The following is a 26398-nucleotide window of genomic DNA, read 5'->3' on the forward strand; positions in this document are numbered from 1 at the left end:
ATGCCGCATCCCTCGATCTATGAAACGCTGTTCGGCAACTTCGCCGGCGGCCTCGACATCAACCAGGTCAGCGAACAAAACCAGGTGATTCTGTCGGTGCTCGACAATATGCAACGCATTCTTAGCTGCCGCGCCGGCACGCTGGAGCACCTGCCCGATTATGGCCTGCCGGATATGACCATCATCCTGCAGGGGATGCCCGGCACCGCGCACCAGCTGATGACCACGCTGTCTGACGTGCTGCTGCGCTACGAGCCGCGCCTGAGCCGTATCAGGGTCGACATGCTACCGCAGGTCATTCCCGGCGAACTGCGCTACACCCTCGACGCGGAACTGAAAGGTATCGGCCTGGTGCGCTACGGCACCGAATTTCAGCCCGAGGGCCGGGTGCTGATCCGCCATATGAAACAGCAGCAGTATCTGGACGCGCGCGCCTCGCTGTAGCAGGCGCAACCCTTCTGTCATCACAATCTGAAAGCTGATATGAATAACTTATCTGAACGTTACCTGAAAACCGGCGGCGATCCGCGCACGCTGGTGGATTACACGGCCCTGCGCGACGAGCTGGGCAAGCTGTCTCACCCCGCGCGACCGGACGTTAACTGGCCGCTGGTTGAAAAACGCTGCCTCTCGCTGTTCGAACATAACGGCGTCGAGCTGCAAACGGCGGCCTGGTACACTCAGGCTCGCGCGCAGCTGGGGGGCCTTGCCGGGCTGAACGAAGGGCTGGCTATTCTTGAGGCATTAATCAGTCATCAGTGGGGCAGCCTGTGGCCGCAGCAGGCGCATGCACGGGTGGAGATCCTGAGCACGCTCAGCCGTCGTTTGCAGCAGATGATGCGCACGCTGCCGGTCAGCTACGGCGACCTCAGCCAGCTGTACTGCGCAGAACAACAGCTCAACCGTCTGAACGAGGTATTGCAGCGCCTGGAGCTGCGGCACCTGAGCCAGTTCGATGCGCTGGCCGCGCTGATGCACGCCAGCGCGGTGCGGCTGGAGAATAGCGAGGCCACCTCGGGTAGCGGTGCTGCACCGCCGTCCACCGTTTTTCTGCCGGCCGGCGCGCCGCGTTTATCGGGTGCTGAACCGGCGGCGGCTGAAATCCGGCCCGCCGCGATCAAGTGGGTGTATGTTGCGCAGGCACAGCCGGAGCCTGATATCGCGTGCAATCCGGAAATATCGCCAAAGCCCGGCCGCTGGCTGCCCTTTGCCGCCGGTGTGCTCACCATGCTGGTACTGGGCGGGGCGGGGCAGTGGATTTGGCACCACCTGCAGCGGTCCGATCCGCGGCAATCGCAACTGCAGGCGTCCCTGTCGCCGCTGCCGCTGCCGCTCACCCCCGGGGAGGCTCAGGGGCTGAAACCTGAAAGCCTGTCTGCGGAGGACGTTGTCCGCCGTACGGAGCAACAGCTGGCGCGCTTAACGGCGTTGCCCCCGGACGGGGCACTGGAATTTGCTCAGCGGCTTATCCGCCAGGCACGGGCGCTTAACCCCGGTGATGCAGCAGTCAACACAATAGCCACAGAGTGGCAGCAGCAGCTGAAGGCCGCGGCGCTGCCTGAAGAGGCACTGGACGGCTGGCAGCAGGGGATGGCGCAGTTACAGCAGCTGACGGCGAAGCTGAATGCCCTTGACGGCCAGCGCGGTAAATATATGACGGTCAGCGAGCTGAAATCGGTGGTGTATAACGCCACCCAGGCGTTCAACCGTTCGGTCCCCGCCGAAGAGCAGCTGCGCCTCTTTTCACTCAGCCCTTCCGACTTTCAGCGGCGGCAAGTGGAGCTGGCGCTGGAACAGCTGCAGAAGCGCTATTTTTTACTTAAACAAGAGAATACGGGAGATGAAGCTGAGGGGCGCGACGCGGGGTGAGGCGCGTTCCGGGATTTGCATCAAGGCGGGCTTGCGCTGGTGAACATCGGAGATGCTACCGATCGCTGTCGGGAAGGTTGCAGCATGCCGGGCGTTGCATCAATGCAGGGGTACGCAAGGAAGGCCGCTGAGGCGCTCTTTTTAGATCTCTGATGACCTGCCAGCGTTCACGCCCCGGTGAAGCCGGTGGTGTGGAGCATCCAATAAAAAGCGCCTGGCCCAGAGGGACAAGCGCTTTCGAAACAACATGATAGCCATAGGCTATTAGTTCATGCCGTATTTTTTCAGTTTCTTACGCAGTGTACCGCGGTTGATACCCATCATCAGGGCTGCACGGGTCTGGTTGCCACGGGTGTATTGCATCACCATGTCCAACAGAGGCTGTTCTACTTCAGCCAGTACCAGCTCATACAGGTCATTAACGTCCTGACCGTTCAGTTGAGCAAAATAGTTCTTCAGTGCCTGTTTAACCGAATCACGCAGTGGCTTTTGGGTCACCTGATCCTGTGAGTTAACGGTTGAAACAGTCAGTACGTCAGAATTTACGCGTTGTTCGAACATAGTTCTGTCAGCTCTTTATTTCTAATTACGCAAGATTTTCGAAGTATGCCTCCAACGCCTCCAGCTGTTCGCTGGCATCCTCAATGGCGTTGAATGTGCGCCGAAACTGGTCGTTAGGGGCGTGCTCCTGCAGATACCAGGAGACGTGTTTCCGGGCAATACGGTATCCCTTGCCGTGACCATAAAAGTCGTGCAGTTCCCGTAAGTGCCCGATGAGCAAGTGCTTTACCTCAGCCAGCGGCTTCGGTGCCAGCAGCTCCCCTGTGTCCAGATAATGCTGGATTTCCCGGAAGATCCACGGTCTTCCCTGAGCAGCACGTCCTATCATCAGGGCATCGGCCCCCGTATAGTCAAGTACCGCTCTGGCTTTATGCGGGTCAGTAATGTCCCCATTCGCGATAACCGGAATGGATACGTTCTGCTTAACTGTCCGAATGCTGTCGTACTCAGCGTTGCCGTTGAACAAACACGCGCGTGTGCGTCCGTGAATGGTCAGGGCCTGAATACCGCAGCGTTCAGCCAATTGGGCAATCTCTACGCAATTGCGGTTGTCGCTGTCCCAGCCGGTGCGAATTTTCAGGGTGACAGGCACGTCAACTGCATTGACCACCGCCGAGAGGATAGACCTCACCAGCTCAGGGTGTTGCAGCAGCGCGGAACCTGCCATCTTACGATTCACTTTTTTGGCCGGGCACCCCATATTGATGTCGATCACCTGCGCGCCTGATGCTGCATTGATGCGCGCGGCGGCGGCCATCTCGTCCGGGTCACAACCGGCAATTTGCACGGTGCGGATACCGGGTTCGTCACTGTGTACCATACGCAAACGGGATTTATCGCTGGCCCAGACTTCCGGGTTCGACGACAGCATCTCGGAAACGGTCATCCCGGCTCCCATTGCATAGCAAAGGGTCCTGAATGGCCTGTCGGTAATGCCGGCCATTGGGGCTGCAATCAAACGATTACGAAGCTGGTGATTTCCTATGCGCATGAAAAAAAAGTGACCATAGTGTGTCCGCAAGGCGGCGTATATTACGCATTTTTTCAGGAAGATGAAAGGCCAAACTTTGAACAATCCTGCTTCACCCCCCCATCCAGGGCCTTACAGGATGTGGTAATTTAAATTTTATCTTTAAAATACAGTTAATTATAAAAATTTAGATTAAATTGTGTACAAAGATTTTTCTTTTTTTGTGAGCGGGATAACAACATAAATCACGTCAGTTTGCCGCATATTCGATACATGTGACGTAAGAAGAGGCCTGGTACAGCGTATCCAGGCTGCACCAGTTCGCCTTAGCGACGTACGCCGGTAATGCGGCACCACTCCTCTTTTTCGGCTACCGGGTCCAGCGCAAAGGTGTCGGCATACGCCTCGCACACGCTCTCCGCCTGGCTGGCCAGCACGCCCGAAAGACCAAGGTGGCCGCCGTTGACCGGCAGGACGCTAATCAGCGGAGCCAGCTCGCGCAGCGGGCCGGCGAGGATGTTAGCGACCACCACGTCAGCGCTGAGGTTGTCCGGCTGCTGCTGCGGCAGGTACAGTGACAGGCGTTCAGAGACGCCGTTGCGTTCAGCGTTATCGCGGCTGGCCTGGATCGCCTGCGGATCGATGTCGATCCCGACAGCATGGGCGGCACCAAGTTTCAGCGCGGCGATCGCCAGAATGCCGGAGCCGCAGCCGAAGTCGATAACCGTCTTACCCTGCAGATCCAGGCCGTCCAGCCAGGCGAGGCACAGCGCGGTGGTCGGGTGCGTGCCGGTACCAAATGCCAGCCCCGGATCGAGCATCACGTTGACCGCGTTCGGGTCCGGCACGTCGCGCCAGCTCGGGCAGATCCACAGCCGCTCGCCGAAACGCATCGGGTGGAAGTTGTCCATCCACTCGCGCTCCCAGTCTTTATCCTCGATCTGCTCGATCTTATGGCGGAAACCGGCGCCGAGCAGCGGATGCTGTTCCAGCCCGGCGACCACGTCCGGCATCTCGGTTTCGGCGTCAAACAGGCCAATCACGTCGGTATCGCCCCACAGCAGGGTTTCACCTGGCAGCGGTTCGAACACCGGGTTATCGTGGGTGTCCTGGAAGGTCACCGAGACGGCACCGTTCTCAATCAGCGCGTCGCCCAGCTCTTCAGCCTGAGCGCCGGTGGTGTTGATCTTCATTTGAATCCACGGCATAGCGGCTCTCTCAACAAATTCAGCATAGAAAAAGGGCCGAACGCAGTCGGCCCCTGAAGATGTGCGGGCCAGCTGGCTGGCCCGCGACGGCAGGGCTGACCGCAGTCAGACCCGCCCGGCAGTTACTTCTCCTGCAGGCCGAGTTTCTTCTCCAGATAGTGGATGTTGGTACCACCCTTCTGGAAGTTCTCGTCTGACATGATTTTCATCTGCAGTTCGATGTTGGTTTTGATGCCGTCGATAATCAGCTCGGCCAGCGCATTTTTCATGCGCGAGATCGCCACTTCGCGGGTCTCACCAAAGGTGATCAGCTTGCCAATCATCGAATCGTAGTACGGTGGCACCGTGTAGCCGGCATAGATATGCGATTCCCAGCGCACGCCAAAACCGCCTGGCGCGTGGAAGCGGGTAATCTTGCCCGGGCTAGGCAGGAAGGTGTTCGGGTCTTCGGCGTTGATACGGCATTCTACCGCATGGCCGCGCACCACCACGTCTTCCTGTTTGATCGACAGCGGCTGACCGGCAGCGATGCGCAGCTGCTCTTTGATCAGATCCACGCCGGTGATCATCTCGGTTACCGGATGCTCTACCTGGATACGGGTGTTCATCTCAATGAAGTAGAACTCGCCGTTTTCAAACAGGAACTCGAAGGTACCCGCGCCGCGATAGCCGATATCAATACAGGCTTTCGCGCAGCGTTCGCCGATAAAGCGGCGCAGCTCTTCGGTGATGCCCGGTGCCGGAGCCTCTTCCACCACTTTCTGGTGGCGGCGCTGCATCGAACAGTCACGTTCGGCGAGGTAAACCGCGTTGCCCTGGCCGTCTGCCATCACCTGAATTTCAATGTGGCGCGGGTTTTCCAGGTACTTCTCCATGTACACCATGTCGTTGTTGAAAGCCGCTTTGGCTTCCGCTTTCGTCATGAGAATGGACTGTTCCAGCTCTTTTTCGCTGCGCACGACGCGCATGCCGCGACCGCCGCCGCCGCCGGAGGCTTTGATGATCACCGGGTAGCCGATGCGCTGGCCGTGGGCACGGTTTTTATCCATGTCTTCGGTCAGCGGGCCGTCGGAGCCGGGTACGGTCGGCACGCCGGTTTTTTTCATCGCGGTGATGGCCGACACTTTGTCACCCATCAGGCGGATGGTTTCCGCTTTCGGGCCAACAAAGATAAAGCCTGAACGCTCAACCTGCTCGGCGAAATCGGCATTCTCAGAGAGGAAGCCGTAGCCCGGGTGGATGGCGACCGCACCGGTGATCTCGGCCGCTGAGATCAGCGCCGGGATATTCAGGTAACTTTTAACCGACTGCGCCGGGCCGATGCAGACGGTTTCATCCGCCAGCAGCACGTGCTTCAGGTCACGGTCCGCGGTAGAGTGCACGGCAACGGTTTTGATGCCCAGTTCTTTACAGGCGCGCAGAATACGCAGCGCGATCTCACCACGGTTAGCAATTACAATTTTATCCAGCATGCTTGGCCTCGTTATTCGATGATGACCAGCGGCTCGTCAAATTCGACTGGCTGACCGCTTTCTACCAGGATCGCTTTCACGGTACCGGATTTATCGGCTTCGATCTGGTTCATCATTTTCATCGCTTCAACGATGCACAGGGTTTCCCCGGCGGTGACTTTCTGGCCTACTTCAACAAAGGCTTTCGCATCCGGAGAAGGGGTACGGTAGAAGGTACCGACCATCGGAGAACGCACGATATGGCCACTGATCGCAGCAGGAGCCGGAGCTTCCATCGCGGGCACGGTCGCTGGTGCAACGGCGGTTGCCAGCGCAGGCTGTTGCTGCATCATAGGTGCAGCATACGCCTGCTGCATCATTGGGTAACCCATGCTGGCCGGGGAACGGCTGATGCGTACCGACTCTTCACCTTCAGAAATTTCCAGTTCTGCGATGCCTGATTCTTCAACCAGTTCGATCAGTTTTTTAATCTTACGAATATCCATGAGTGTGGTTCCGTACTCTGTTTAATTAGATGATGATAACAGGCGTTTTACGGCCGTCTGTAAAGCCCAGGAGTAACCGTCGGCGCCAAGCCCACAGATCACTCCGGCAGAAATATCAGAAAGATATGAATGATGGCGAAAGGGCTCACGGGCATGCACGTTGGACAGATGCACCTCGATAAACGGGATGCTCACCGCCAGCAGCGCATCACGCAGTGCGACGCTGGTATGGGTGAATGCCGCCGGGTTAATGACGATATAATCGACGTTGCCTCTCGCCTCATGAATGCGGTCAATCAGCGCGTACTCCGCGTTCGACTGCAGATGGCTGAGCCGCACGTGCAGCCGTTCAGCCTCGGCGGTCAGCCCGCTGACGATCTCGGCCAGCGTGGTGCTGCCATACTTCTCAGGTTCGCGGGTGCCCAGCAGATTCAGGTTGGGACCGTTCAAAACGAGTACGTGAAACTTATCCGTCATCTTGCTGCTATCTCCTGCGATAAGTGAGGCATCGCACAAAATACATGGGCAGAAGCGATTTGTCACCTTTTCTGGTAAAAATCAGCGCGGTCTGAGCCTCAAAGGCGGGCATTATAACCATATCACTGCAATTAGCAGCTAAATACTGGTCGTATCAGCGAAGATGATCAACTGCGCCAGGACAAAAAGGCGCAGTCGGTTAACGGGAATGTGCCGCAGCGCACGCATTTTAACGGCCGATGGGCCATTTCAACGTGTCAGCCACGAACGCAGCTTTTTGTAGCGTAATGCCAGCAGGATCGCCGCCGCCAGCGCATAAATCCACGGCTGCGGCGACAGGGTTTTCACCGACCACAGATAGTGGGCAGGCGCGAGGATGGCGACCAGATAGACGCCGTTGTGCAACGTCTGCCAGCGCTTACCCAGCCGGTTCTGCGCGCGTTTGAACGAGGTGGCGGCCAGCAGCAGCAAAATAGCCCAGCAGAGGATGCCCAGCGTCAGGTAGGGCCGCGAGATTAACTCCGATCCCAGCAGGCTGAGGTTGCTCAGCCCCAGCTCCAGCAGCGAGTAGCTGACCAGATGCAGGCTTGCCCAGGCAAAACACCAGAGACCCAGCAGCCGGCGCACGCGGATCAGCAGCGGCTGTTTCGCGTAGCGCGCCACCGGCGTAACCAGCAGCGAGGCCAGCAGGAACTTCAGCGCCATTCGCCCGGTGAAGTGCTGGATATCTTTCGCCGGATCGGCGCTGAACGCGCCCTGATCGATAGCAAACAGCAGCCAGAGAAAGGGCAACAGCCCGGCCAGGTGCAGCAGCCCTTTCAGCCACGTAATCTGCCTGACCGTCAGGCGCGGCATGTCAGTAGTTCTCCCGCAGGTCAAGGCCGCGGTACAGCGACGCCACCTGGTCGCCGTAGCCGTTAAACAGCAGCGTCGGCTGGCGCTTCACGTCCAGGATCCCGCCCGGTCCGATAATGCGCTCACTGGCCTGCGACCAGCGCGGATGGTCCACGTGCGGGTTCACGTTGGCGTAGAAGCCGTACTCGTCGCCGGCCAGCTGGTTCCAGGTGGTGGGCGGCAGGTCGCGCACCAGGCTGATTTTGACGATCGACTTAATGCCCTTAAAGCCATACTTCCATGGCACCGTAAGGCGGATCGGCGCACCGTTTTGCGGCGGCAGCGCTTTGCCGTAAACGCCGGTGGTCAGCAGGGTCAGCGGATGCATCGCCTCGTCCAGCCGCAGCCCTTCAACATAGGGATAGTTCAGGCCACCGCCGATAAAACGATCCTGCTGTCCGGGCATCTGATCCGGAGCGTAGAGGGTCTGAAACGCCACGTAGCGCGCATGGCTGGTTGGCTCTGCTGCCTGCAGCAGCTTGCCAAGTTCAAAACCAATCCACGGCACCACCATCGACCAGGCCTCCACGCAGCGCATGCGGTAGATACGCTGTTCGAGCGGAAAACGTTTAAAGATGTCGTCCATATCCAGGGTCAGCGGTTTGGCAACTTCACCGTCGATCTGCACCTTCCAGTCGGCGGTTTTAAGCGTGCCGGCATTGGCCGCCGGGTCAGCTTTATCCAGGCCGAACTCATAGAAGTTGTTATAGCCGGTGACCTTATCTTCCGGCGTCAGAATCAGGTCGGCCTGGTACTGCGCGGGTGTACTGTAGTCAAGCGGCTTGCCTGGCGGGGCCTTCGGGCGATCGTTGCCTTTAAACCAGGAGAGTACGTCGGCGTGGGCCGCCGTGGGCAATGCCAGCGCCGCGGTGCTGATGCCCAGCGCCTTCAGCAGTTCCCGGCGGCGGGTGTTAAAGACGCTCTCCGGGGTGACATCATTTTCTGTGAGCTTTCTGTGAGCTTTCATCGGTCGTTACTCGGGTTCTGAGGGGATTAAGTAAAATCATGGCCTGTCCGGAGCCATTCAGCGAATTTCCGCACGAAAATAGTCCCGGCTGACAGGCTCAGGGTATTGACCAGCTAACGCGGCGTGGATCTGTCTGAATGAGCGTGTAAGAATTCCCTTAAAAGGGAGCTTCGCTATTTCATCAGTAACAGTAATGACTATACTCGGGAAAAACTCATCTTTATCTGAGTGAAAGTAAGCACAAGGTAAGCAAACGTAACCAGAGATGTGATATTTTCCCTCAACTCTGCCAGCGGCCATACCGGTTCGCTCAGGCCATCAGCAACCGGGCTGCGGCGGCGCGCTAATAACGTGCGATCGTCACAGTGATATGGGCACAAGGATGCGATTAACCAGTAAACTCTCTGCGATTTTTTCCCTGCTGTGTCTGCTGGCGGTGCTGCTGATGCTGGCCGGCTCGGCGCTGAGTTTTTTTACCCTCAGCAGCCAGCGCGCGGAAGATCGCCTGCAGCGAATGGCAGAGGATATCGACCGGGCGCTGGAGACGCAGCCCGCGGCGCAGATTGAACCCGCGCTGCAGCCGCTGATGAACCCGCTACAGCTGGAGCACATCGCGCTGTATCAACGGGGGGAGCGGATTTTTCTTATCACCCGCCATCAGCAGCCGCTGATTGATGACCTGCCAAACCGCTATCGCCAGACCCGCCTTACCCTCTCGCAGCACCCCGACGTGACGCTGGAAATAACCCGCATCGATACCACCAAAACCTGGTTTACCTCGATGATAGGCGCGTCGACGCTGCTGGCGGTGATCGTGGTGGTGACGATCATGTCGCTGCTGCTGCTGCAGGCCCATCGCTGGCTGCGGCAGCAGTTGCAGGGGATGGAACGGCTGGAAGCGCGCGCGGCGGCGATTATCCGCGGTGAGCGCGCCGGTATCCGCCAGGGGTCGGTTCACGAGTGGCCACCCAAGGCCAGCAGCGCCATCGACCTGCTGCTGGCCGACCTGAAAGAGGCCGGGGAACAGCATACCCGTATTGATACCTTAATCCGCGCCTTTGCCGCGCAGGACGCGCGCACCGGGCTGAATAACCGGCTGTTTTTTGATAACCAGCTGGCAACGCTGCTGGAAGATTCGGAAGCGGTCGGCACCCACGGCATGGTAATGATGATCCGCCTGCCGGATTTTGACAGCCTGCGCGAACGCTGGGGCAGCGGGCCGGTACAGGAGTATCTGTTTGCACTGGTGAACATGCTCTCTACTTTTGTGTTGCGCTATCCGGGCGCGCTGCTGGCGCGCTATTTCCGCACCGATTTTGCCGTGCTGCTGCCACACCGCAGCGTCAGGGATGCCGACGGCATTGCCTCGCAGCTGATCAAGGCGGTCGATTCGCTGCCGCCGACGCGGATGGTCGACAGCAGCGATATGATTCATATCGGTATTAGCGGCTGGCGGGGTGGGCAGACCACCCAGCAGGTGATGGAGAGCGCCGAACTGGCGACCCGCAACGCGATGCTGCAGGGCGGTAACGGCTGGTCGCTCGGCGACGGGGCACAAAATGATTTCACCCGCGGCAGCGTCAGGTGGCGCACGCTGCTGGAGAATACGGTGAACCGCGGTGGGCCCCGGTTGTACCAGAAACCTGCGGTAATGCACGACGGGCTGGTGCACCACCGCGAGTTGCTGCCGCGCATTTTTGATGGCGATAAAGAGCTGCTGGCGGCGGAATACCTGCCGCTGGTTCAGCAGCTGGGTCTGGCTGAGCGCTACGACCGCCAGCTGGTCGCCCGGGTGGTGGCGCTGACGGCGCAGTGGCCGGAAGAGACGCTGGCCATTCCGCTGACGCTTGACTCGCTGCTGCAGCGATCTTTCCTGCTCTGGCTGCGTGACAGCCTGCTGCAATGCACTAAATCACAACGAAAACGCATTTTATTTGAACTTGCAGAAGCAGATGTTTGTCAACACATCAACCGTCTGGCACCGGTGTTCCGTTTGCTCTACGGTTTCGGCTGTCGGGTGGCGGTCACCCAGGCGGGATTAACGGTGGTCAGCACCGCTTATATCAGGCAGTTTCAGGTCGGGCTGATCAAGCTGCATCCAGGGCTGGTGCGCAACATTGAACGGCGCACGGAAAATCAGCTGTTTGTGCAGAGTCTGCTGGAAAGCTGTAAGCACACCTCAACGCAGGTTTTCGCCACCGGCGTGCGCTTCAAACAGGAGTGGCAGACGCTGGTGGAACTGGGTGTCACCGGGGGGCAGGGGGACTTTTTCGCCACCTCCCAACCGGTTAACAGTAACGTGAAAAAATATTCGCAAAGATATCGAGTTTAGTCTGCCGTTACGCGGCTTTTCACGTAGAATAGCCGCGCGGTTGTGGTTCGACGCGGCTTTCACGTTAGCCGGGGCGAAACTGAAATGTTAAATATTATGTATGTTATGTCTGCCAAAAAGTCGGAAAACCCGGGTTGAATGCTGAAATTACGGCTTTCGTATTACAGTGCTCTGTAAAGGTTGTGACGCTGGCATGAGATAGCATGTTTTTTCACCGAAGCAGAACGTTTATGCGCCTTGTCGCTGCTTCGCGTGGTTGGTAAAGTAAGCGGATTTTATTTTCCGCCCCCAGCTTGCAGGATTATCCTTCAGTATGTTTAAAAAATTCCGTGGCATGTTTTCCAACGACTTGTCCATCGACCTGGGTACCGCCAATACCCTGATTTACGTCAAAGGGCAGGGCATTGTTCTTAATGAGCCTTCTGTCGTTGCTATCCGTCAGGATCGTGCCGGTTCCCCAAAGAGCGTGGCTGCGGTCGGCCATGACGCCAAACAGATGCTGGGTCGCACGCCCGGCAATATTGCCGCTATTCGCCCAATGAAAGACGGCGTTATCGCCGACTTCTTTGTTACCGAAAAAATGCTGCAGCACTTCATCAAACAGGTTCACAGCAACAGCTTTATGCGCCCAAGCCCGCGTGTACTGGTATGCGTGCCGGTCGGCGCGACCCAGGTTGAGCGTCGTGCGATTCGTGAATCGGCCCAGGGGGCAGGTGCCCGCGAAGTGTTCCTGATCGAAGAGCCAATGGCTGCCGCGATCGGTGCCGGCCTGCCGGTTTCCGAAGCGACCGGCTCGATGGTGGTGGATATCGGCGGCGGTACCACCGAAGTTGCGGTGATCTCGCTGAACGGCGTGGTTTACTCTTCTTCTGTCCGTATCGGCGGTGACCGCTTCGACGAAGCGATTATCAATTATGTGCGTCGCAACTACGGCTCGCTGATTGGTGAGGCGACCGCAGAACGCATCAAACACGAAATCGGCTCGGCTTATCCGGGTGATGAAGTGCGCGAAATTGAAGTGCGTGGCCGTAACCTGGCTGAAGGTGTTCCGCGTGGTTTCACTCTGAACTCCAATGAGATTCTGGAAGCGTTACAGGAACCATTAACCGGTATCGTCAGTGCGGTGATGGTTGCGCTGGAACAGTGTCCGCCAGAACTGGCGTCTGATATCTCCGAACGCGGCATGGTACTGACCGGCGGGGGAGCGCTGCTGCGCAACCTGGATCGCCTGCTTATGGAAGAGACCGGGATCCCGGTGGTCGTGGCAGAAGACCCGCTGACCTGCGTTGCACGCGGTGGCGGTAAAGCGTTGGAAATGATCGACATGCACGGCGGCGATTTGTTCAGCGAAGAATAATCTGCCTGAAGGAGTGCCGGGGCGCTGCCCGCACTCCTTTTTCATGTTGTCGAGGAAAACGCCGAGTTTATGAAGCCGATGTTCAGCAGGGGGCCGTCCCTGCAGTTACGCTTATTTTTAGCGGTTGTGGTGGCCATTGGTGTCATCGTTGCCGACAGCCGTATGGGTGCCTTCACCCAGATCCGCACCTACATGGACACTGCCGTCAGTCCATTCTATTTCCTGGCCAACGGGCCACGACAAATTCTGGACAATGTGTCTGACACATTGGCCTCCCGCCAGCAGATCGAGCTGGAAAACAAAGCGCTCCACCGTGAACTGATCTTAAAGAACAGTGAACTGCTGATGCTCGGGCAATTTAAGCAGGAAAACGCCCGCCTGCGTGAGCTGCTGGGTTCACCGCTGCGTCAGGATGAGCAGAAGATGGTCACCCAGGTGATCTCCACCGGTACCGATCCCTATACCGACCAGGTGGTGATCGACAAAGGCAGCGTCAACGGCGTCTATGAAGGCCAGCCGGTGATCAGTGATAAGGGCGTGGTCGGCCAGGTCGTCGCCGTCGGCAAAATCACCAGCCGGGTTCTGCTGATTTGCGATGCTTCCCACGCGCTGCCGATTCAGGTGCTGCGCAACGATATTCGGGTGATCGCCGCCGGCAACGGCTGCACCGAAGACCTGCAGCTGGAACATCTGCCGGGCAACACCGACATTCGCGTCGGCGATGTGCTGGTCACCTCCGGCCTCGGCGGGCGTTTCCCGGAAGGCTATCCGGTGGGCGTGGTTTCTTCGGTGAAGGTTGATACCCAGCGCGCCTACACGGTGATTCAGGCCCGGCCAACCGCCGGCCTGCAGCGCCTGCGCTATCTGCTGCTGCTGTGGGGCGCTGACCGTAATGGCAGCATGCCGATGGCACCGGAGGAGGTGCACCGCGTCGCCAACGAGCGTCTGATGCAGATGATGCCGCAGGTGCTGCCGGCGGCCAGCGAGATGATGGGGCCGCCCGCTCCGTCCCAGCCTGAAACTGCCGTGCCCGCTGCCGCCGGTAGTAACGCAACCGCACCCGCTACTTCGGCCGTGTCCGGTAATGCGGCTGTGCCGCGCAACGCGACGGGCAATGCCGCTGGCAACCGCGGCAGCGCACCGGCTACCGCTACTGGCGCCACACCGCCGACATCACGCGGAGAGAGCCGTTGAGCCGCTATCGCACCCAGGGGCGCTGGGTGATCTGGCTCTCTTTCCTGGTGGCGCTGGTGCTGCAGATTATGCCGTGGCCCGAGCAGCTGTTTATGTACCGGCCTTCATGGCTGCTGCTGATCCTGATCTACTGGGTGCTGGCGCTGCCGCACCGGGTGAACGTCGGCAGCGGCTTCCTGATGGGCTCGATCATGGATCTGGTTACCGGCTCCACGCTGGGCGTGCGCGCGCTGGCGTTCAGCATTATCGCCTACCTGGTGGCGTTCAAATTCCAGCTGTTCCGCAACCTGGCGCTGTGGCAGCAGGCTCTGATGGTGATGGTGCTGTCACTGGCGATGGACGTGATCGTCTTCTGGGCCGAGTTCCTGGTGATTAACGTCTCCTTCCGTCCGGAAATCTTCTGGAGCAGCGTGATTGACGGTGTGCTGTGGCCCTGGCTGTTCCTGCTGATGAGAAAAATTCGCCGCCAGTTTGCCGTACAATAAAGGAAAATTATGCTATCCCTCTATCTGGCTTCTGGCTCTCCCCGCCGCCGTGAACTGCTGACCCAGCTGGGGCTGTCGTTTACACGGCTGACAAGTGAAGTGGAAGAGCAGCGCCGCGCCGGTGAAGCGGCCGAAGCCTACGTGCGCCGGCTGGCGCGCGATAAAGCACGGGCGGGCGTCGCCATTGCTCCGCTTGATCTGCCGGTGCTTGGGGCGGATACCATCGTGGTACTCAATGGCGAGGTGCTGGAAAAACCAGCGGACAGCGCGGCGGCGGCGGTGATGCTGGCCAAACTGTCGGGCCAGACGCATCAGGTCATGACCGCCGTGGCGCTGGCCGACAGCCAGCGGCTGCTGGAGTGCCTGGTGGTCACCGAGGTGACGTTCCGCCTGCTTAGCGCCGACGATATCCGTGACTATATCGCCAGCGGCGAGCCGATGGATAAGGCCGGCAGCTATGGTATTCAGGGGCTGGGTGGCAATTTTGTCAGAAAAATCAACGGAAGTTATCATGCGGTCGTCGGCCTGCCGCTGGTGGAAACAGCCGAGCTGTTCAGCCAGTTTCAGGCGCTGCGTGAAGTGAGAGGACAACATGACAGCTGAGCTACTGGTAAACATTACGCCGTCGGAAACGCGGGTAGCCTATATTGATGGCGGCATCCTGCAGGAGATCCACATCGAGCGCGAAGCGCGCCGTGGCATCGTCGGCAATATCTACAAAGGCCGCGTCAGCCGGGTGCTGCCCGGCATGCAGGCGGCGTTTGTCGATATCGGCCTGGAAAAAGCCGCCTTCCTGCACGCCTCCGACATCATGCCGCACACCGAATGCGTGGCGGGTGATGAGAAGAAGAACTTTATCGTCCGCGACATCTCCGAGCTGGTGCGTCAGGGCCAGGATCTGATGGTGCAGGTGGTGAAAGATCCGCTCGGCACCAAGGGCGCGCGCCTGACCACCGACATTACGCTGCCCTCACGTTACCTGGTGTTTATGCCAGGGGCCTCCCACGTCGGCGTGTCACAGCGCATTGAGAGTGAGAAAGAGCGCGACCGCCTGAAGGCGGTGGTGGCCGCCCACTGTGACGAACTGGGTGGCTACATCATCCGCACCGCCGCCGAAGGCGTCGGTGAAGATGAGCTGGCCTCCGATGCCGCCTTCCTGAAGCGCCTGTGGACCAAGGTTGTCCAGCGTAAGAAGCGCAATCAGACCCGCTGCCGCCTGTACGGTGAAGTGGCGCTGTCGCAGCGTATTCTGCGTGATTTTGCCGGCGCGGCTCTGGACAGGGTGCGCATTGATTCACGCCAGACCTATGAGCAGCTGATCGAATTCACCGGTGAATATATCCCGGAGATGACGGCTAAACTGGAACTCTACGTCGGTAAACAGCCGATCTTCGATCTCTATGACGTCGAGAACGAGATCCAGCGGTCGCTCGATCGTAAGGTGGAGCTGAAGTCCGGTGGCTACCTGATCATCGATCAGACCGAGGCGATGACCACCATCGATATCAATACCGGGGCCTTCGTCGGCCACCGTAATCTTGATGAAACCATCTTTAACACCAATATCGAAGCCACCCAGGCGATCGCCCGTCAGCTGCGGCTGCGTAATCTGGGCGGGATCATCATTATCGACTTTATTGATATGAGTAATGAAGACCACCGTCGTCGGGTGCTGCATTCGCTGGAGCAGGGGCTGAGCAAGGACCGGGTGAAGAGCGGGATCAACGGCTTCTCGCAGCTGGGCCTGGTCGAGATGACCCGCAAGCGCACCCGTGAAAGCATTGAGCACGTGCTGTGCAAGGACTGCCCGGTCTGTAAAGGACGCGGCACGCTGAAAACGGTGGAGACGGTCTGTTACGAGATTATGCGTGAGGTAGTACGCGTACATCATGCCTATGATTCGGACCGTTTCCTGGTCTATGCGTCACCCGCGGTGGGCGAGGCGCTGAAAAGCGATGAATCGCACGCGCTGGCGGAAGTCGAGATTTTCGTCGGCAAACAGGTGAAGGTTCAGATAGAACCGCTCTATACTCAGGAACAGTTTGACGTAGTGATGATGTAACCCAGGGAGACGTGTGTGAGGCAATTGCCGAGGATTTTGCTGCTGACAGGCGCAACACTGGTGGTGGTGACGGCGCTGGTGGTAAGCGGCTTACGCCTGCTGATGCCGCATATGAATGCCTGGCGTGTGCCGATCCTTGAGCGCGTTTCGGCCGTTACCGGCACGCGGGTCGAGGCCAGCTCGCTGGAGGGCGCATGGGAAAATTTTGGCCCGCGCGTTGAAATTAAAGACGTTCAGGCCGCGTTGAACGACGGCGGCCAGCTCAGCATCCAGCGCGTTACCCTGGCGCTGGACGTCTGGCAGTCGCTGCTGCACCTGCGCTGGCAGTTTCGCGATCTCACCTTCTGGCAGTTCAACCTGGTCACCAACACCCCGCTGAGCGGCGGTAACGCTGCATCCCCCGACCTGCAGAGCGATCGGCTCAACGACCTGTTTTTACGCCAGTTTGACCATTTCGATCTGCGCGACAGCCTGATCGACTTCGTTACGCCTTCCGGCCAGCGCGCCCGCCTGACCGTGCCCCAGCTCACCTGGCTGAATGAGAAAAATCGCCACCGCGCCGAAGGGCTGGTCAGCTTGTCCAGCTTTACCGGCCAGCACGGCGTGGTGCAGGTGCGGCTCGACCTCAGCGACAGCAACGGCTATCTCGACAACGGCCGGGTGTGGATGCAGGCCGATGACGTTGACGTCAAACCCTGGCTGGGGCAGTGGATGCGCGATAACACCAGCCTGGAGAGCGCCCGCTTCAGCCTTGCGGCGTGGATGACGGTCAAAAACGGCGAGGTGCACGAGGGCGACGTCTGGCTGAAACGCGGCGGCGCGCGCTGGCGGGGCGACCCGCAGATGCACGAACTGCGGGTTGACGATCTGACCGCCCACATCAGCCGCTTTAACGGCGGCTGGAGCCTGGCCGTTCCGCAGACGCGGCTAATCACCGACGGCGACCCCTGGCCTGCCGGTGAGCTGTCGCTGCTGTGGCAGCCGGACAACCCTCAGTTGCCGGGGCCGGAGCACAATCAGGAACTACGGGTGCGCGCCACCCATCTCGACCTGCAGCACCTGGCCCCGCTGGTGCCGCTGTTTGCCAAACTCTCACCGCAGCTGCAGGAGAACTGGCAGGCGCTGCAGCCGCGCGGGCAACTGCAGGCGCTGGCGGTGGATATTCCACTGCAGCAGCCGGAACGTACGCGCTTTCAGGGCAACTGGCAGAACCTCAGCTGGCAGCCGTGGAAGCTGCTGCCGGGCATGGAGCACCTAAACGGCAGCCTCAGCGGCAGCGTTGGCGACGGACGGCTTGATTTCAGCATTAACCAGGCGACGCTGCCCTACGCGGAGATGTTCCGCGCGCCGCTAAACATTCAGTACGCGGGTGGGGGCATCCGCTGGCAGTATGGCTCGCAGGGGCTGACGCTGGCGGGCGTTGGGCTCGATGTGCAGGCACAGGCGCTGTGGGCGCGCGGGGATTTCCGCTATCAGCAGCCTGAAGACCAGCCGCCGCGGCTGGATATTCTGGCCGGGATCAATCTGAGCGACGCCGCCCAGGCGTGGCGCTACTTCCCGGAACCGCTGATGGGCACCTCGCTCACCGACTACCTCAGCGGTGCGCTGAAGGGGGGGCAGGTACAGGATGCCACGCTGATTTTTGCCGGCGATCCGCACCAGTTCCCGTTCCGTCGCAACGACGGCATGTTCGAGGTGGCGGTGCCGCTGCGTAAAGCGACCTACGAGTTCGAACCGGGCTGGCCGCCGCTGGAAAATCTGGCCATTGACCTCGACTTCGCGAACAACGGGCTGTGGATGAAGGCGGCAGAGACCCACCTTGGCGCGGCACTGGGGCGTAATATCTCGGCGGTGATCCCGGATTACACCCGCGAAAAGCTGCTGATTGATGGCGATATCAGCGGCAGCGGGCCGCAGATCCGCGACTACTTTAATCAGTCACCGCTCAAACCCTCGCTGGGCGCAGCGCTGGACGAGCTGCAGATTGGCGGCAACGTCAGTGGGCGCTTACATCTCGATATCCCGCTGGACGGCGGGGAGGTGCGCGCCAGCGGCGACGTCGACCTGAACAAAAACTCGCTGTTTATCGCCCCGATTGGCACCCGCTTCGAGCAGCTCAGCGGGCGCTTCAGCTATGACAACGGCAACCTGAACAGCGAGGCGCTCACCGCGCGCTGGTTCGGCCAGCCGCTGGGGGTGCGTTTTACCACCCGCGAAGGTGAGAAAGATTACCAGATCGGCGTGAATATGGACGCCAGCTGGCAACCGGCCACGCTGGAACCGCTGCCGGATGCGCTGCGCCAGCGGCTGGCCGGTAGCCTGCCGTGGCAGGGTAAGGTGCAGATTAATCTGCCGCACGGCGGCGGCGCGAACTACTCGGTGGCTATCGACGGCGACCTGAAAAATGTAAGCAGTCACTTACCTGCGCCGCTGGATAAAACGGCGGGCAGCGCGCTGCCGGTCAAACTGGCGGCCAGCGGTAACCTGAGAGGCTTTGAGCTGAGCGGCGCGCTGGGCGCGGAGCAGCGTTTCAACAGCCGCTGGCTGCTGGGTAAGCAGCTGCATCTGGATCGCGGAATCTGGCAGGGCGACGTTAAGCGCACGCCGCCCCTGCCGGAAAACAGCGGCATGGTGCTGAACCTGCCGCCGCTGGACGGCGAAGCCTGGCTGGGCCTGCTGAGCAGCAACCTGGCCGGCAGCGGCAAAGCGGGCGCTGGCAAAACGGGCACGCCGTCGCTGCCTGGCGATATCCGCCTGCATACCCCGGCCCTGACGCTGGGCGGCCAGCAGTGGCAGGATCTGGACCTGACGGTGTCGCAGGGCGTCGCCGGTCAGACCCGCGTGGCCGCCAGAGGGCGCGAGATTGACGGCAGCCTGGTCAGCCAGGCGTCCGGCCCGTGGCAGGCCAGTCTGAAGTACCTTTACTACAACCCGCAGTGGGCCGACGGCGGCGGCGATTCCCCGCTGCCTGCCGATGCGGAACGCATTGATTTCAGCCGCTGGCCGGCGCTGCGGCTTAACTGCGACGAATGCTGGCTGCGCGGGCAGAAATTCGGCCGCATGCAGGCGGAACTGACGCCCAGCGGTGATACCCTGACCCTGAAACAGGGCCTGATCGACAGCGGCAACGCGCGCCTGACGGTGGCCGGCGAATGGGTCAACCGCCCCGGCGAGGCGCGCACGTCACTGAAAGGCGTGCTGAGCGGCAAGAATATCAGCGATGCTACCAACTGGTTTGGCGTCAGCAGCCCGCTGCGCGACGCGCCGTTTAAGCTCGATTACGACCTGCACTGGCGCTCTGCGCCGTGGCAGCCCTCGCTGGAGACGCTGAGCGGCGTGCTCAAATCACACCTGGGAGCCGGGCAGATTGCCGATGTCTCTACCGGTCGTGCCGGGCAGCTGCTGCGGCTGGTCAGCTTCGACGCGCTGCTGCGCAAGTTGCGGCTGGACTTCAGCGATACCTTCAGCGAGGGCTTTTACTTTGACTCGATTAACGGCACCGCGTGGGTTGAAAACGGCGTGATGCACACCGATAACCTGCTGGTGGACGGGCTGGAAGCCGATATCGCCATGCAGGGGAAGCTGGACCTGGTGAAACGGCGCATCGATATGCAGGCGGTGGTGGCCCCGGAGATCTCCGCCACCGTTGGCGTGGCTACCGCATTTGCGGTCAACCCGGTGATCGGCGCGGCGGTGTTTGCCGCCAGCAAGGTGCTCGGGCCATTGTGGAGTAAGATATCTGTGCTGCGCTATCACATCGGCGGGCCGATCGATAAACCGGAAATCAACGAGGTGTTGCGTAAACCTCGTAAAAACGATGATAAGTGAGTTTGACGTAGCAGCAGATTTGACTCAGGCTAACGTAAACGCATAGACGATATTGAACATTAAGGCAGCCGACGGCGGCTCCCTGCTAAGTGAGAATTCATGAGCCTGAATCTGGTAAGTGAGCAGTTACTGACTGCCAATAACATTAGTCACAGCGACCTCTTTTCCATCCTTGGTCAGCTTTCCGAGCGCAGGCTGGACTACGCCGACCTCTATTTCCAGGCCAGCTATCACGAATCCTGGGTGCTGGAAGACCGCATTATTAAAGATGGCTCGTACAACATCGATCAGGGCGTGGGCGTGCGCGCGGTCAGCGGTGAGAAGACCGGCTTTGCCTACGCCGATCAGCTGACGCTGAATGCATTGCAGCAGAGCGCCACCGCCGCGCGCAGCATCGTGCGTGAGCAGGGCAACGGCCGTTCACACACCCTCGGTGCGGTGCTGCACCGTCCGCTTTACCCGGCGCTGGACCCGCTGCAAAGCCTGTCGCGCGAAGATAAAATTGCCCTCTTGCACCGGGTGGACAGCGCTGCCCGCGCGGCCGACCCGCGCGTGCAGGAGGTCTCCGCCAGCCTGACCGGCGTCTATGAACTGGTGCTGGTGGCGGCGACCGACGGCACGCTGGCAACGGATGTTCGCCCGCTGGTGCGCCTGTCGGTCAGCGTACAGGTCGACGATAACGGCAAACGCGAGCGCGGCAGCAGCGGCGGCGGTGGCCGTTCCGGCTACGAATTCTTCCTCGCCGACGAAAATGGTGAAGTGCGTGCCGAAGCCTGGGCGCGCGAAGCGGTGCGTATGGCGCTGGTTAATCTGAGCGCGGTAGCGGCCCCGGCCGGGGCGATTCCGGTGGTGCTCGGTGCCGGCTGGCCGGGCGTACTGCTGCATGAAGCGGTTGGCCACGGCCTGGAAGGCGACTTCAACCGTCGCGGCACCTCGGTGTTCAGCGGTCAGCTTGGTCAGCAGGTGGCGTCGGAGCTGTGTACGGTGGTTGACGACGGTACCATTGAAGGCCTGCGCGGCTCGCTGGCGGTGGATGATGAAGGCGTGCCGGGCCAGTACAACGTGCTGATCGAGAAGGGCATTCTGAAAGGCTATATGCAGGACAAGCTTAATGCCCGCCTGATGGGCGTGGCGCCGACCGGCAACGGCCGTCGCGAATCCTACGCTCACCTGCCTATGCCGCGTATGACCAATACCTATATGCTGGCCGGTAAGTCGACGCCGCAGGAGATTATCGAAAGCGTGGAGTACGGCCTGTACGCGCCGAACTTCGGCGGTGGACAGGTGGATATCACCTCCGGCAAGTTTGTCTTCTCGACCTCGGAAGCCTATCTGATCGAAAATGGTAAGGTGACCAAACCGGTTAAGGGGGCGACCCTGATCGGCTCCGGCATTGAGGCGATGCAGCAGATTTCGATGGTCGGTAACGACCTGGCGCTGGATAAGGGCGTTGGCGTCTGTGGTAAAGAGGGGCAGAGCCTGCCGGTGGGCGTGGGCCAGCCGACGCTGAAGCTCGATAAAATTACCGTCGGCGGCACCGAGTAACCTCCCCGGTTGCTGATAATAAAGATTGCCCTCACCCCTGAGGGCAATCCTGTTCTGTTTTCCCCCGCCGTCAGGGCTGACGAAACTCCTGATATATCTCCGCCACCTTATCGAAGTAGTCGGTCAGGTAGTTGATACACACCTGCACCTTCAGCGGCAGCTTGTCTTTCTGGGTGTAGACCGCATACACCGGTCGCGGTACCGACTGATAGTGGGCAAACAGGATCTCCACCTCACCGCTATTAATCTCATCGATGATCCACATCAGCGGCACGTAGGCGATGCCGGTACCGGCCTTCAGCCAGCGGATCAGCGTCTGTGAATCGTTGGTGGCAAAGCGTCCGCGCGGCGACAGGCGCGTGGTGGTGCCCTGCGGGGAGGTCAGCTCAAAGTCGTTATCCGGCCGCACGCTGTATTCCAGCCACGAGAAGTGGCCGATACCGGCCGGATTTTCCGGCGTGCCGTGCTGCGCGAGATAGCTCTTTGCCGCGCAGACCACCATTGGCATCGATCCGACGCGCTTGGAAAACAGGCTGGAGTCCTGCAGCGCACCCACGCGCAACACCAGGTCCAGCCCGTCGGCGATCAGATCGGGGGCCGGAATGCCGGTCACCAGATTAACCGTCAGGCCCGGGTGCTCTTTCAGCATCTCGGCGGTCATCGTGGCCAGCACGTTTTGCGCCATGGTGGAGGAGCTGCCGATACGCAGCGTGCCGATCGGCGTATTGTTAAAGGCGTAGAGCTGTTCGTGCACCTGCTGGGCTTCCGACAGCATCCGCCGGCAGCCCTGAAAATAGATCTTGCCGGCTTCCGTCAGCCCCAGGCTGCGGGTGCTGCGGTTGAGCAGCTTGACCTGCAGCTCGTCTTCCAGCCTGGCCACAATCTGACTGACCGCCGATACGCTCATCTGCAGCTGCTGCGACGCGGCGGTAAACGATCCCAGCTCTACCACGCGGGTAAACACCGACATGCCCTTCAGTCTTTCCATTATTAATCCTGGCTTAAAAGTGATTTAGATCACATTGGGTAGAAAAGATATAGTCAAGCGCGTTACTATAGCACCGCCGGGCCATCGTTCCGACGTTCTACTCCCTTTAATACTGGCACGCTGGATAGGCTATTATTCAGTAAACGCCGGTCTCGCGTCTGTACGTTCATTCACCGTATGAACACAATTTGTCTGCATGGCTTCGCCGATGCCAGAAAGGGAGCGGGTTGATGGTGCCTCAGGCCCGGTATGGTATCGACAAGGATAAGAGATGAGTGTGCTTCCGGTTATTGTGGTGTTTGGGCTGTCTTTTCCGCCCATCTTCTTTGAAATTATTGTGTCACTGATGCTGTTCTGGTTGGTGCGTCGGCTGATCACGCCTACCGGTCTGTACGATCTGGTGTGGCATCCCGCCCTGTTTAATACGGCGCTCTACTGCTGCCTGTTTTATCTTGTCTCCCGTTTGTTCGTCTGAGGTCATTGTGAAAGCGCTAACAAGAAAAATATCCCGTTTCGCCATTACGCTGCTGCTGGTGGTGGTGGCCGTCGTGCTGATTTTCCGCGTCTGGGTGTTCTACACCGAATCCCCGTGGACGCGTGATGCCAAATTCTCCGCTGACGTGGTGGCGATTGCCCCGGATGTCAGTGGCCTGATCACCGATGTGCGCGTGCGCGACAACCAGCTGGTGCAGAAAGACCAGGTGCTGTTCACCATCGACCAGCCGCGTTATCAGAAGGCGCTGGAAGAGGCTGAAGCCGATGTTGCCTACTACCAGGCGCTGCTGAGTGAAAAACGCCGCGAAGCGTCGCGCCGTAACCAGCTCGGCACCTCGGCGATGTCGCGTGAGGCGATTGACCAGGCGAACAGCGATTTCCAGACCACCGAGCACCAGCTGGCCAAAGCGGTGGCCACCCGCGATCTGGCGAAGCTCGATCTGGAGCGCACGGTGATCAAAGCGCCGTCGGCGGGCTGGGTAACCAACCTCAACGTCTATACCGGCGAGTTCATTACCCGCGGGTCGACGTCGGTGGCGCTGGTAAAACAGGGCTCGTTCTACGTGCTGGCGTACCTGGAAGAGACCAAGCTTGACGGTATCCGTCCCGGCTATCGCGTTGAGATCACCCCGCTGGGCAGCAACCAGCTGCTGCGCGGCACGGTGGACAGCGTTGCCGCCGGGGTGACCAACAGCAGCAGCACCATTGACAGCAAAGGCATGGCCACCATTGACTCGAACCTCGAGTGGGTGCGCCTGGCGCAGCGCGTGCCGGTGCGGATCCACCTCGATCGGCAGCCGGGGAATCTGTTCCCTTCCGGCACCACGGCCACCGTGGTGGTAACCGGGCCCGCCGACCGTAAAGCCGAGCCGCTGTCGCCGTTTATGCAGCTGATGCATCGCCTGCGCGAGTTTGGCTGAGGCCGGGGGCACCATGCAGTGGTATCGTCTGCGTTTTCCGATCAAGCTTACCTTCGCCATCGTGATGGCGCTGTTTGTCGGCTTTGAATTTAATCTTGAAACCCCGCGCTGGGCGGTGATGACCGCCGCTATCGTGGCGGGCGGCACCGGCTTTGCCGCCGGTGGCGATCCCTTCTCCGGCGCGCTGCGCCACCGCGGCATGCTGCGCATTATCGGCACCTTTATCGGCTGTATCGCCGCGCTGACCATTATGATTGCCACCATTCGTGCCCCGGCGTTAATGCTGATGCTGTGCTGCCTGTGGGCCGGGGTGTGCGTGTGGATCTCTTCGCTGATCAAGGTGGAGAACTCCTATGCGCTGGGGCTGGCCGGCTATACGGCGCTGATTATTGTGGTCAGCGTAGATGCCAACGGCTCACTGTTGCTGGCACCGCAGTTTGCCGTTGAGCGCTGTAGCGAGATCATCATCGGCATCGTCTGCGCCATTCTCGCCGACCTGCTGTTTTCGCCGCGCTCGATCAAGCTGGATATTGACCGCGAAGCGGAGTCGCTGCTGGTGGATCACTACCAGCTGATGCAGCTGTGCGTCGCGCACGGCGATAAAGACGAGGTGGACAAAGCCTGGGCCGGGCTGGTGCGGCGCACCACCGCGCTGAAGGGCATGCGTACGCATCTGATGATGGAGTCCGGGCGCTGGCACAAGGTGGAGCGGCGGATGACGGTGATGAACAGCCTGTCGCTGACGCTGATTACCCAGGCCTGCGAAACCTTCCTGATCCAGAACTCGCGGCCGGAATACGTGCCGCCGCAGTTTCAGCTGTTCTTTGAAAAGCCGGTCACCAGCGTGGCTGACGTGCATAAGCGGATGAAGATCCTGCGCCGGGTGATTACCGTCAGCGGCAGCAGAAATACCCCGGCCACGCTGACCAGCTGGGTCGGCGCCGCCAGCCGTTATCTGCTGCTGCTGAAGGGGATCCAGACCAACAGCCGCATCAGCCGCATTGAGGAAGAGGTGCTGGACGCCGAACCGGTGGTGAAGATGCGTTCGGCGGAAAGTCGTCACGCGCTGCTTAACGGCGTACGTACCTTTGTTGCCACCGGGGTGGGATCGCTGTTCTGGCTGTGGACCGGCTGGACCTCGGGCAGCGGGGCAATGGTGATGCTGGCGGTGATCACCGCGCTGGCGATGCGTATGCCGAACCCGGTGATGATGGCGAAAGATTTTGTCTACGGCATGATCGTGGCGATCCCGCTGGGATCGCTCTACTACATGGTGATCATGCCGGCCACCCAGCAGAGCCTGCTGCTGCTGCTGATCGCGCTGGGGGTGATGGCGTTTATCGCCGGGCTGCTGATCCAGCGCCGGCAGATCGGCACGCTGGGTGCACTGGTCGGCACCATCAACATCCTGACGCTGGATAATCCGATGAAATTTGAGGTCAGCGTGTTTATGGACGGCGCGCTGGGCCAGGCGATTGGTGCGATAGTGGCGCTGCTGGTGCTGCTGCTGATCCGCGACAGCTCGAAGGCCCGGGTGGCCCGTACCCTGCTGAACCGCTTTATGTACGCGGCGGTGGCGGCGATGACGACTAACACCGCGCGACGCAAAGAGAACCATCTTCCCGCGCTCTATCAGCAACTGTTTATGCTGCTGAATCTCTATCCCGGTGATATCGATAAGTTCCGCCTCGCACTGACGCTGATCATCGGTCATCAGCGGCTGCGCGATGCGGAGATCCCGATCAATGCCGATCTGTCGGCGTTTCATAAGCAAATGCGTCACACGGCGGACCGGGTGATCTCCGCCAGCAGCGACACCAAACGTCGCCACTACTTTACCCGGCTGCTGTCAGAGTTCGATATCTATCAGCAGAAGCTGGTCGAATATCAGGCTCCGCTCAGCGTCACCGAACCGGTCGCCCGGCTGGCGGCGATGCTGAAGAAATACCAGAACACCCTGATCAAGATTTAAATCCCACCGGCAGCTCACGCTGCCGGCTTTCCTTCCTGGCATGGCGTCTTCTCTCTGCTACCTGGCTGAAATCCCCCATCATCGCGGCTGAAAGCTGCCGGCTTACCTGACGGAAGTGGCTGGGATCAGAGCAGGAACAGGCAATCTGTCGCGAGGCTCACGGGGGTTACGCCTGACTTAGCACACAGGGGAAGCGGCGCGACGGCAGGCATGTGGTCGTAACAGGCGTTGTCAGAGATCGGGCGCGTAGCTGAGGGAGGAAGGATAATGTCAGGGGAAGACGCCGTGGGGCTTGCAGACAAAAGCGCAGCGGGAAC

The 26398-nt window shown here is 59.9% G+C and carries 22 protein-coding genes; 13 read left to right on the forward strand and 9 right to left on the reverse strand.

The window, feature by feature from the left end; all coding sequences use genetic code 11:
- On the forward strand, positions 1–444 hold the full coding sequence (tssE, locus tag ASF13_RS00070) for a type VI secretion system baseplate subunit TssE (RefSeq protein WP_056231017.1): 444 nt from the start codon (positions 1–3) through the stop codon (positions 442–444).
- Between the two features lie 39 nt (positions 445–483).
- Positions 484–1869: a VasL domain-containing protein gene (locus ASF13_RS00075; protein WP_056231019.1), complete on the forward strand. Its 1386-nt coding sequence runs from the start codon at positions 484–486 to the stop codon at positions 1867–1869.
- 264 nt (positions 1870–2133) lie between these two features.
- Here ASF13_RS00075 and fis read toward each other — a convergent pair whose 3' ends face one another.
- The 8 genes from fis to msrP form a co-directional block, all read right to left on the reverse strand.
- The gene (gene fis / locus ASF13_RS00080) at positions 2134–2430 is read right to left on the reverse strand and encodes a DNA-binding transcriptional regulator Fis (protein WP_000462905.1); all 297 of its coding nucleotides are present in this window, start codon (positions 2428–2430) and stop codon (positions 2134–2136) included.
- 25 nt (positions 2431–2455) lie between these two features.
- A complete protein-coding gene (dusB, locus tag ASF13_RS00085; protein WP_056232282.1) occupies positions 2456–3421 on the reverse strand; it encodes a tRNA dihydrouridine synthase DusB in 966 nt (321 codons plus the stop codon).
- A 305-nt stretch (positions 3422–3726) separates the two neighbouring features.
- Complete coding sequence (gene prmA, locus ASF13_RS00090; RefSeq protein WP_056231022.1) at positions 3727–4608, reverse strand: 50S ribosomal protein L11 methyltransferase; 882 nt, start codon at positions 4606–4608, stop codon at positions 3727–3729.
- A gap of 122 nt (positions 4609–4730) precedes the next feature.
- A complete protein-coding gene (gene accC / locus ASF13_RS00095) occupies positions 4731–6080 on the reverse strand; it encodes an acetyl-CoA carboxylase biotin carboxylase subunit (protein ID WP_056231024.1) in 1350 nt (449 codons plus the stop codon).
- Between the two features lie 11 nt (positions 6081–6091).
- Positions 6092–6565: an acetyl-CoA carboxylase biotin carboxyl carrier protein gene (gene accB / locus ASF13_RS24715; RefSeq protein ID WP_056231026.1), complete on the reverse strand. Its 474-nt coding sequence runs from the start codon at positions 6563–6565 to the stop codon at positions 6092–6094.
- Positions 6566–6586: 21 nt separating this feature from the next.
- Positions 6587–7042: a type II 3-dehydroquinate dehydratase gene (aroQ, locus tag ASF13_RS24720; RefSeq protein WP_056231029.1), complete on the reverse strand. Its 456-nt coding sequence runs from the start codon at positions 7040–7042 to the stop codon at positions 6587–6589.
- A 249-nt stretch (positions 7043–7291) separates the two neighbouring features.
- A complete protein-coding gene (msrQ, locus tag ASF13_RS00110) occupies positions 7292–7897 on the reverse strand; it encodes a protein-methionine-sulfoxide reductase heme-binding subunit MsrQ (protein ID WP_056231032.1) in 606 nt (201 codons plus the stop codon).
- Between the two features lies 1 nt (position 7898).
- Entirely contained in the window at positions 7899–8903 is a 1005-nt protein-coding gene (gene msrP, locus ASF13_RS00115) for a protein-methionine-sulfoxide reductase catalytic subunit MsrP (protein WP_056231035.1), read from the reverse strand.
- A gap of 382 nt (positions 8904–9285) precedes the next feature.
- Between msrP and csrD the strand changes: the two genes are divergently transcribed.
- From csrD to tldD, 8 genes are all read left to right on the forward strand, one after another.
- The gene (gene csrD / locus ASF13_RS00120; RefSeq protein ID WP_056231038.1) at positions 9286–11235 is read left to right on the forward strand and encodes an RNase E specificity factor CsrD; all 1950 of its coding nucleotides are present in this window, start codon (positions 9286–9288) and stop codon (positions 11233–11235) included.
- Between the two features lie 313 nt (positions 11236–11548).
- The gene (gene mreB, locus ASF13_RS00125; RefSeq protein WP_003855260.1) at positions 11549–12592 is read left to right on the forward strand and encodes a rod shape-determining protein MreB; all 1044 of its coding nucleotides are present in this window, start codon (positions 11549–11551) and stop codon (positions 12590–12592) included.
- 69 nt (positions 12593–12661) lie between these two features.
- A complete protein-coding gene (mreC, locus tag ASF13_RS00130; RefSeq protein WP_072166244.1) occupies positions 12662–13786 on the forward strand; it encodes a rod shape-determining protein MreC in 1125 nt (374 codons plus the stop codon).
- Positions 13783–14271: a rod shape-determining protein MreD gene (mreD, locus tag ASF13_RS00135; protein WP_056231040.1), complete on the forward strand. Its 489-nt coding sequence runs from the start codon at positions 13783–13785 to the stop codon at positions 14269–14271. The genes mreC and mreD overlap by 4 nt, the downstream gene beginning before the upstream one ends.
- A 9-nt stretch (positions 14272–14280) precedes the next feature.
- A complete protein-coding gene (locus ASF13_RS00140; RefSeq protein ID WP_056231043.1) occupies positions 14281–14874 on the forward strand; it encodes a nucleoside triphosphate pyrophosphatase in 594 nt (197 codons plus the stop codon).
- A complete protein-coding gene (rng, locus tag ASF13_RS00145) occupies positions 14864–16333 on the forward strand; it encodes a ribonuclease G (RefSeq protein ID WP_056231046.1) in 1470 nt (489 codons plus the stop codon). Before ASF13_RS00140 ends, rng begins: the two co-directional genes overlap by 11 nt.
- A 15-nt stretch (positions 16334–16348) precedes the next feature.
- Positions 16349–20161, forward strand: coding sequence for an AsmA2 domain-containing protein YhdP (gene yhdP / locus ASF13_RS00150; RefSeq protein ID WP_056231049.1), 3813 nt, complete (start codon positions 16349–16351; stop codon positions 20159–20161).
- Positions 20162–20260: 99 nt separating this feature from the next.
- Positions 20261–21706, forward strand: a complete 1446-nt coding sequence (gene tldD / locus ASF13_RS00155; protein ID WP_056231053.1) for a metalloprotease TldD — start codon at positions 20261–20263, stop codon at positions 21704–21706.
- Positions 21707–21776: 70 nt separating this feature from the next.
- Here tldD and aaeR read toward each other — a convergent pair whose 3' ends face one another.
- The gene (aaeR, locus tag ASF13_RS00160; RefSeq protein ID WP_056231056.1) at positions 21777–22694 is read right to left on the reverse strand and encodes an HTH-type transcriptional activator AaeR; all 918 of its coding nucleotides are present in this window, start codon (positions 22692–22694) and stop codon (positions 21777–21779) included.
- A gap of 271 nt (positions 22695–22965) precedes the next feature.
- Here aaeR and aaeX point away from each other — a divergent pair, with 271 nt between their 5' ends.
- From aaeX to aaeB, 3 genes are read left to right on the forward strand one after another with little or no spacing between them, the layout of a single operon-like run.
- Positions 22966–23169 carry a p-hydroxybenzoic acid efflux pump operon protein AaeX gene (aaeX, locus tag ASF13_RS00165; protein ID WP_056231059.1) on the forward strand — a complete coding sequence of 68 codons (204 nt, stop codon included), beginning with the start codon at positions 22966–22968 and terminating at the stop codon, positions 23167–23169.
- Positions 23170–23176: 7 nt separating this feature from the next.
- On the forward strand, positions 23177–24109 hold the full coding sequence (gene aaeA, locus ASF13_RS00170) for a p-hydroxybenzoic acid efflux pump subunit AaeA (protein WP_056231062.1): 933 nt from the start codon (positions 23177–23179) through the stop codon (positions 24107–24109).
- A gap of 13 nt (positions 24110–24122) precedes the next feature.
- A complete protein-coding gene (gene aaeB / locus ASF13_RS00175; RefSeq protein ID WP_056231065.1) occupies positions 24123–26081 on the forward strand; it encodes a p-hydroxybenzoic acid efflux pump subunit AaeB in 1959 nt (652 codons plus the stop codon).
- Positions 26082–26398 lie beyond the last annotated feature (317 nt).

This window comes from Erwinia sp. Leaf53 (assembly GCF_001422605.1).
Classification (GTDB): Bacteria; Pseudomonadota; Gammaproteobacteria; order Enterobacterales; family Enterobacteriaceae; genus Erwinia.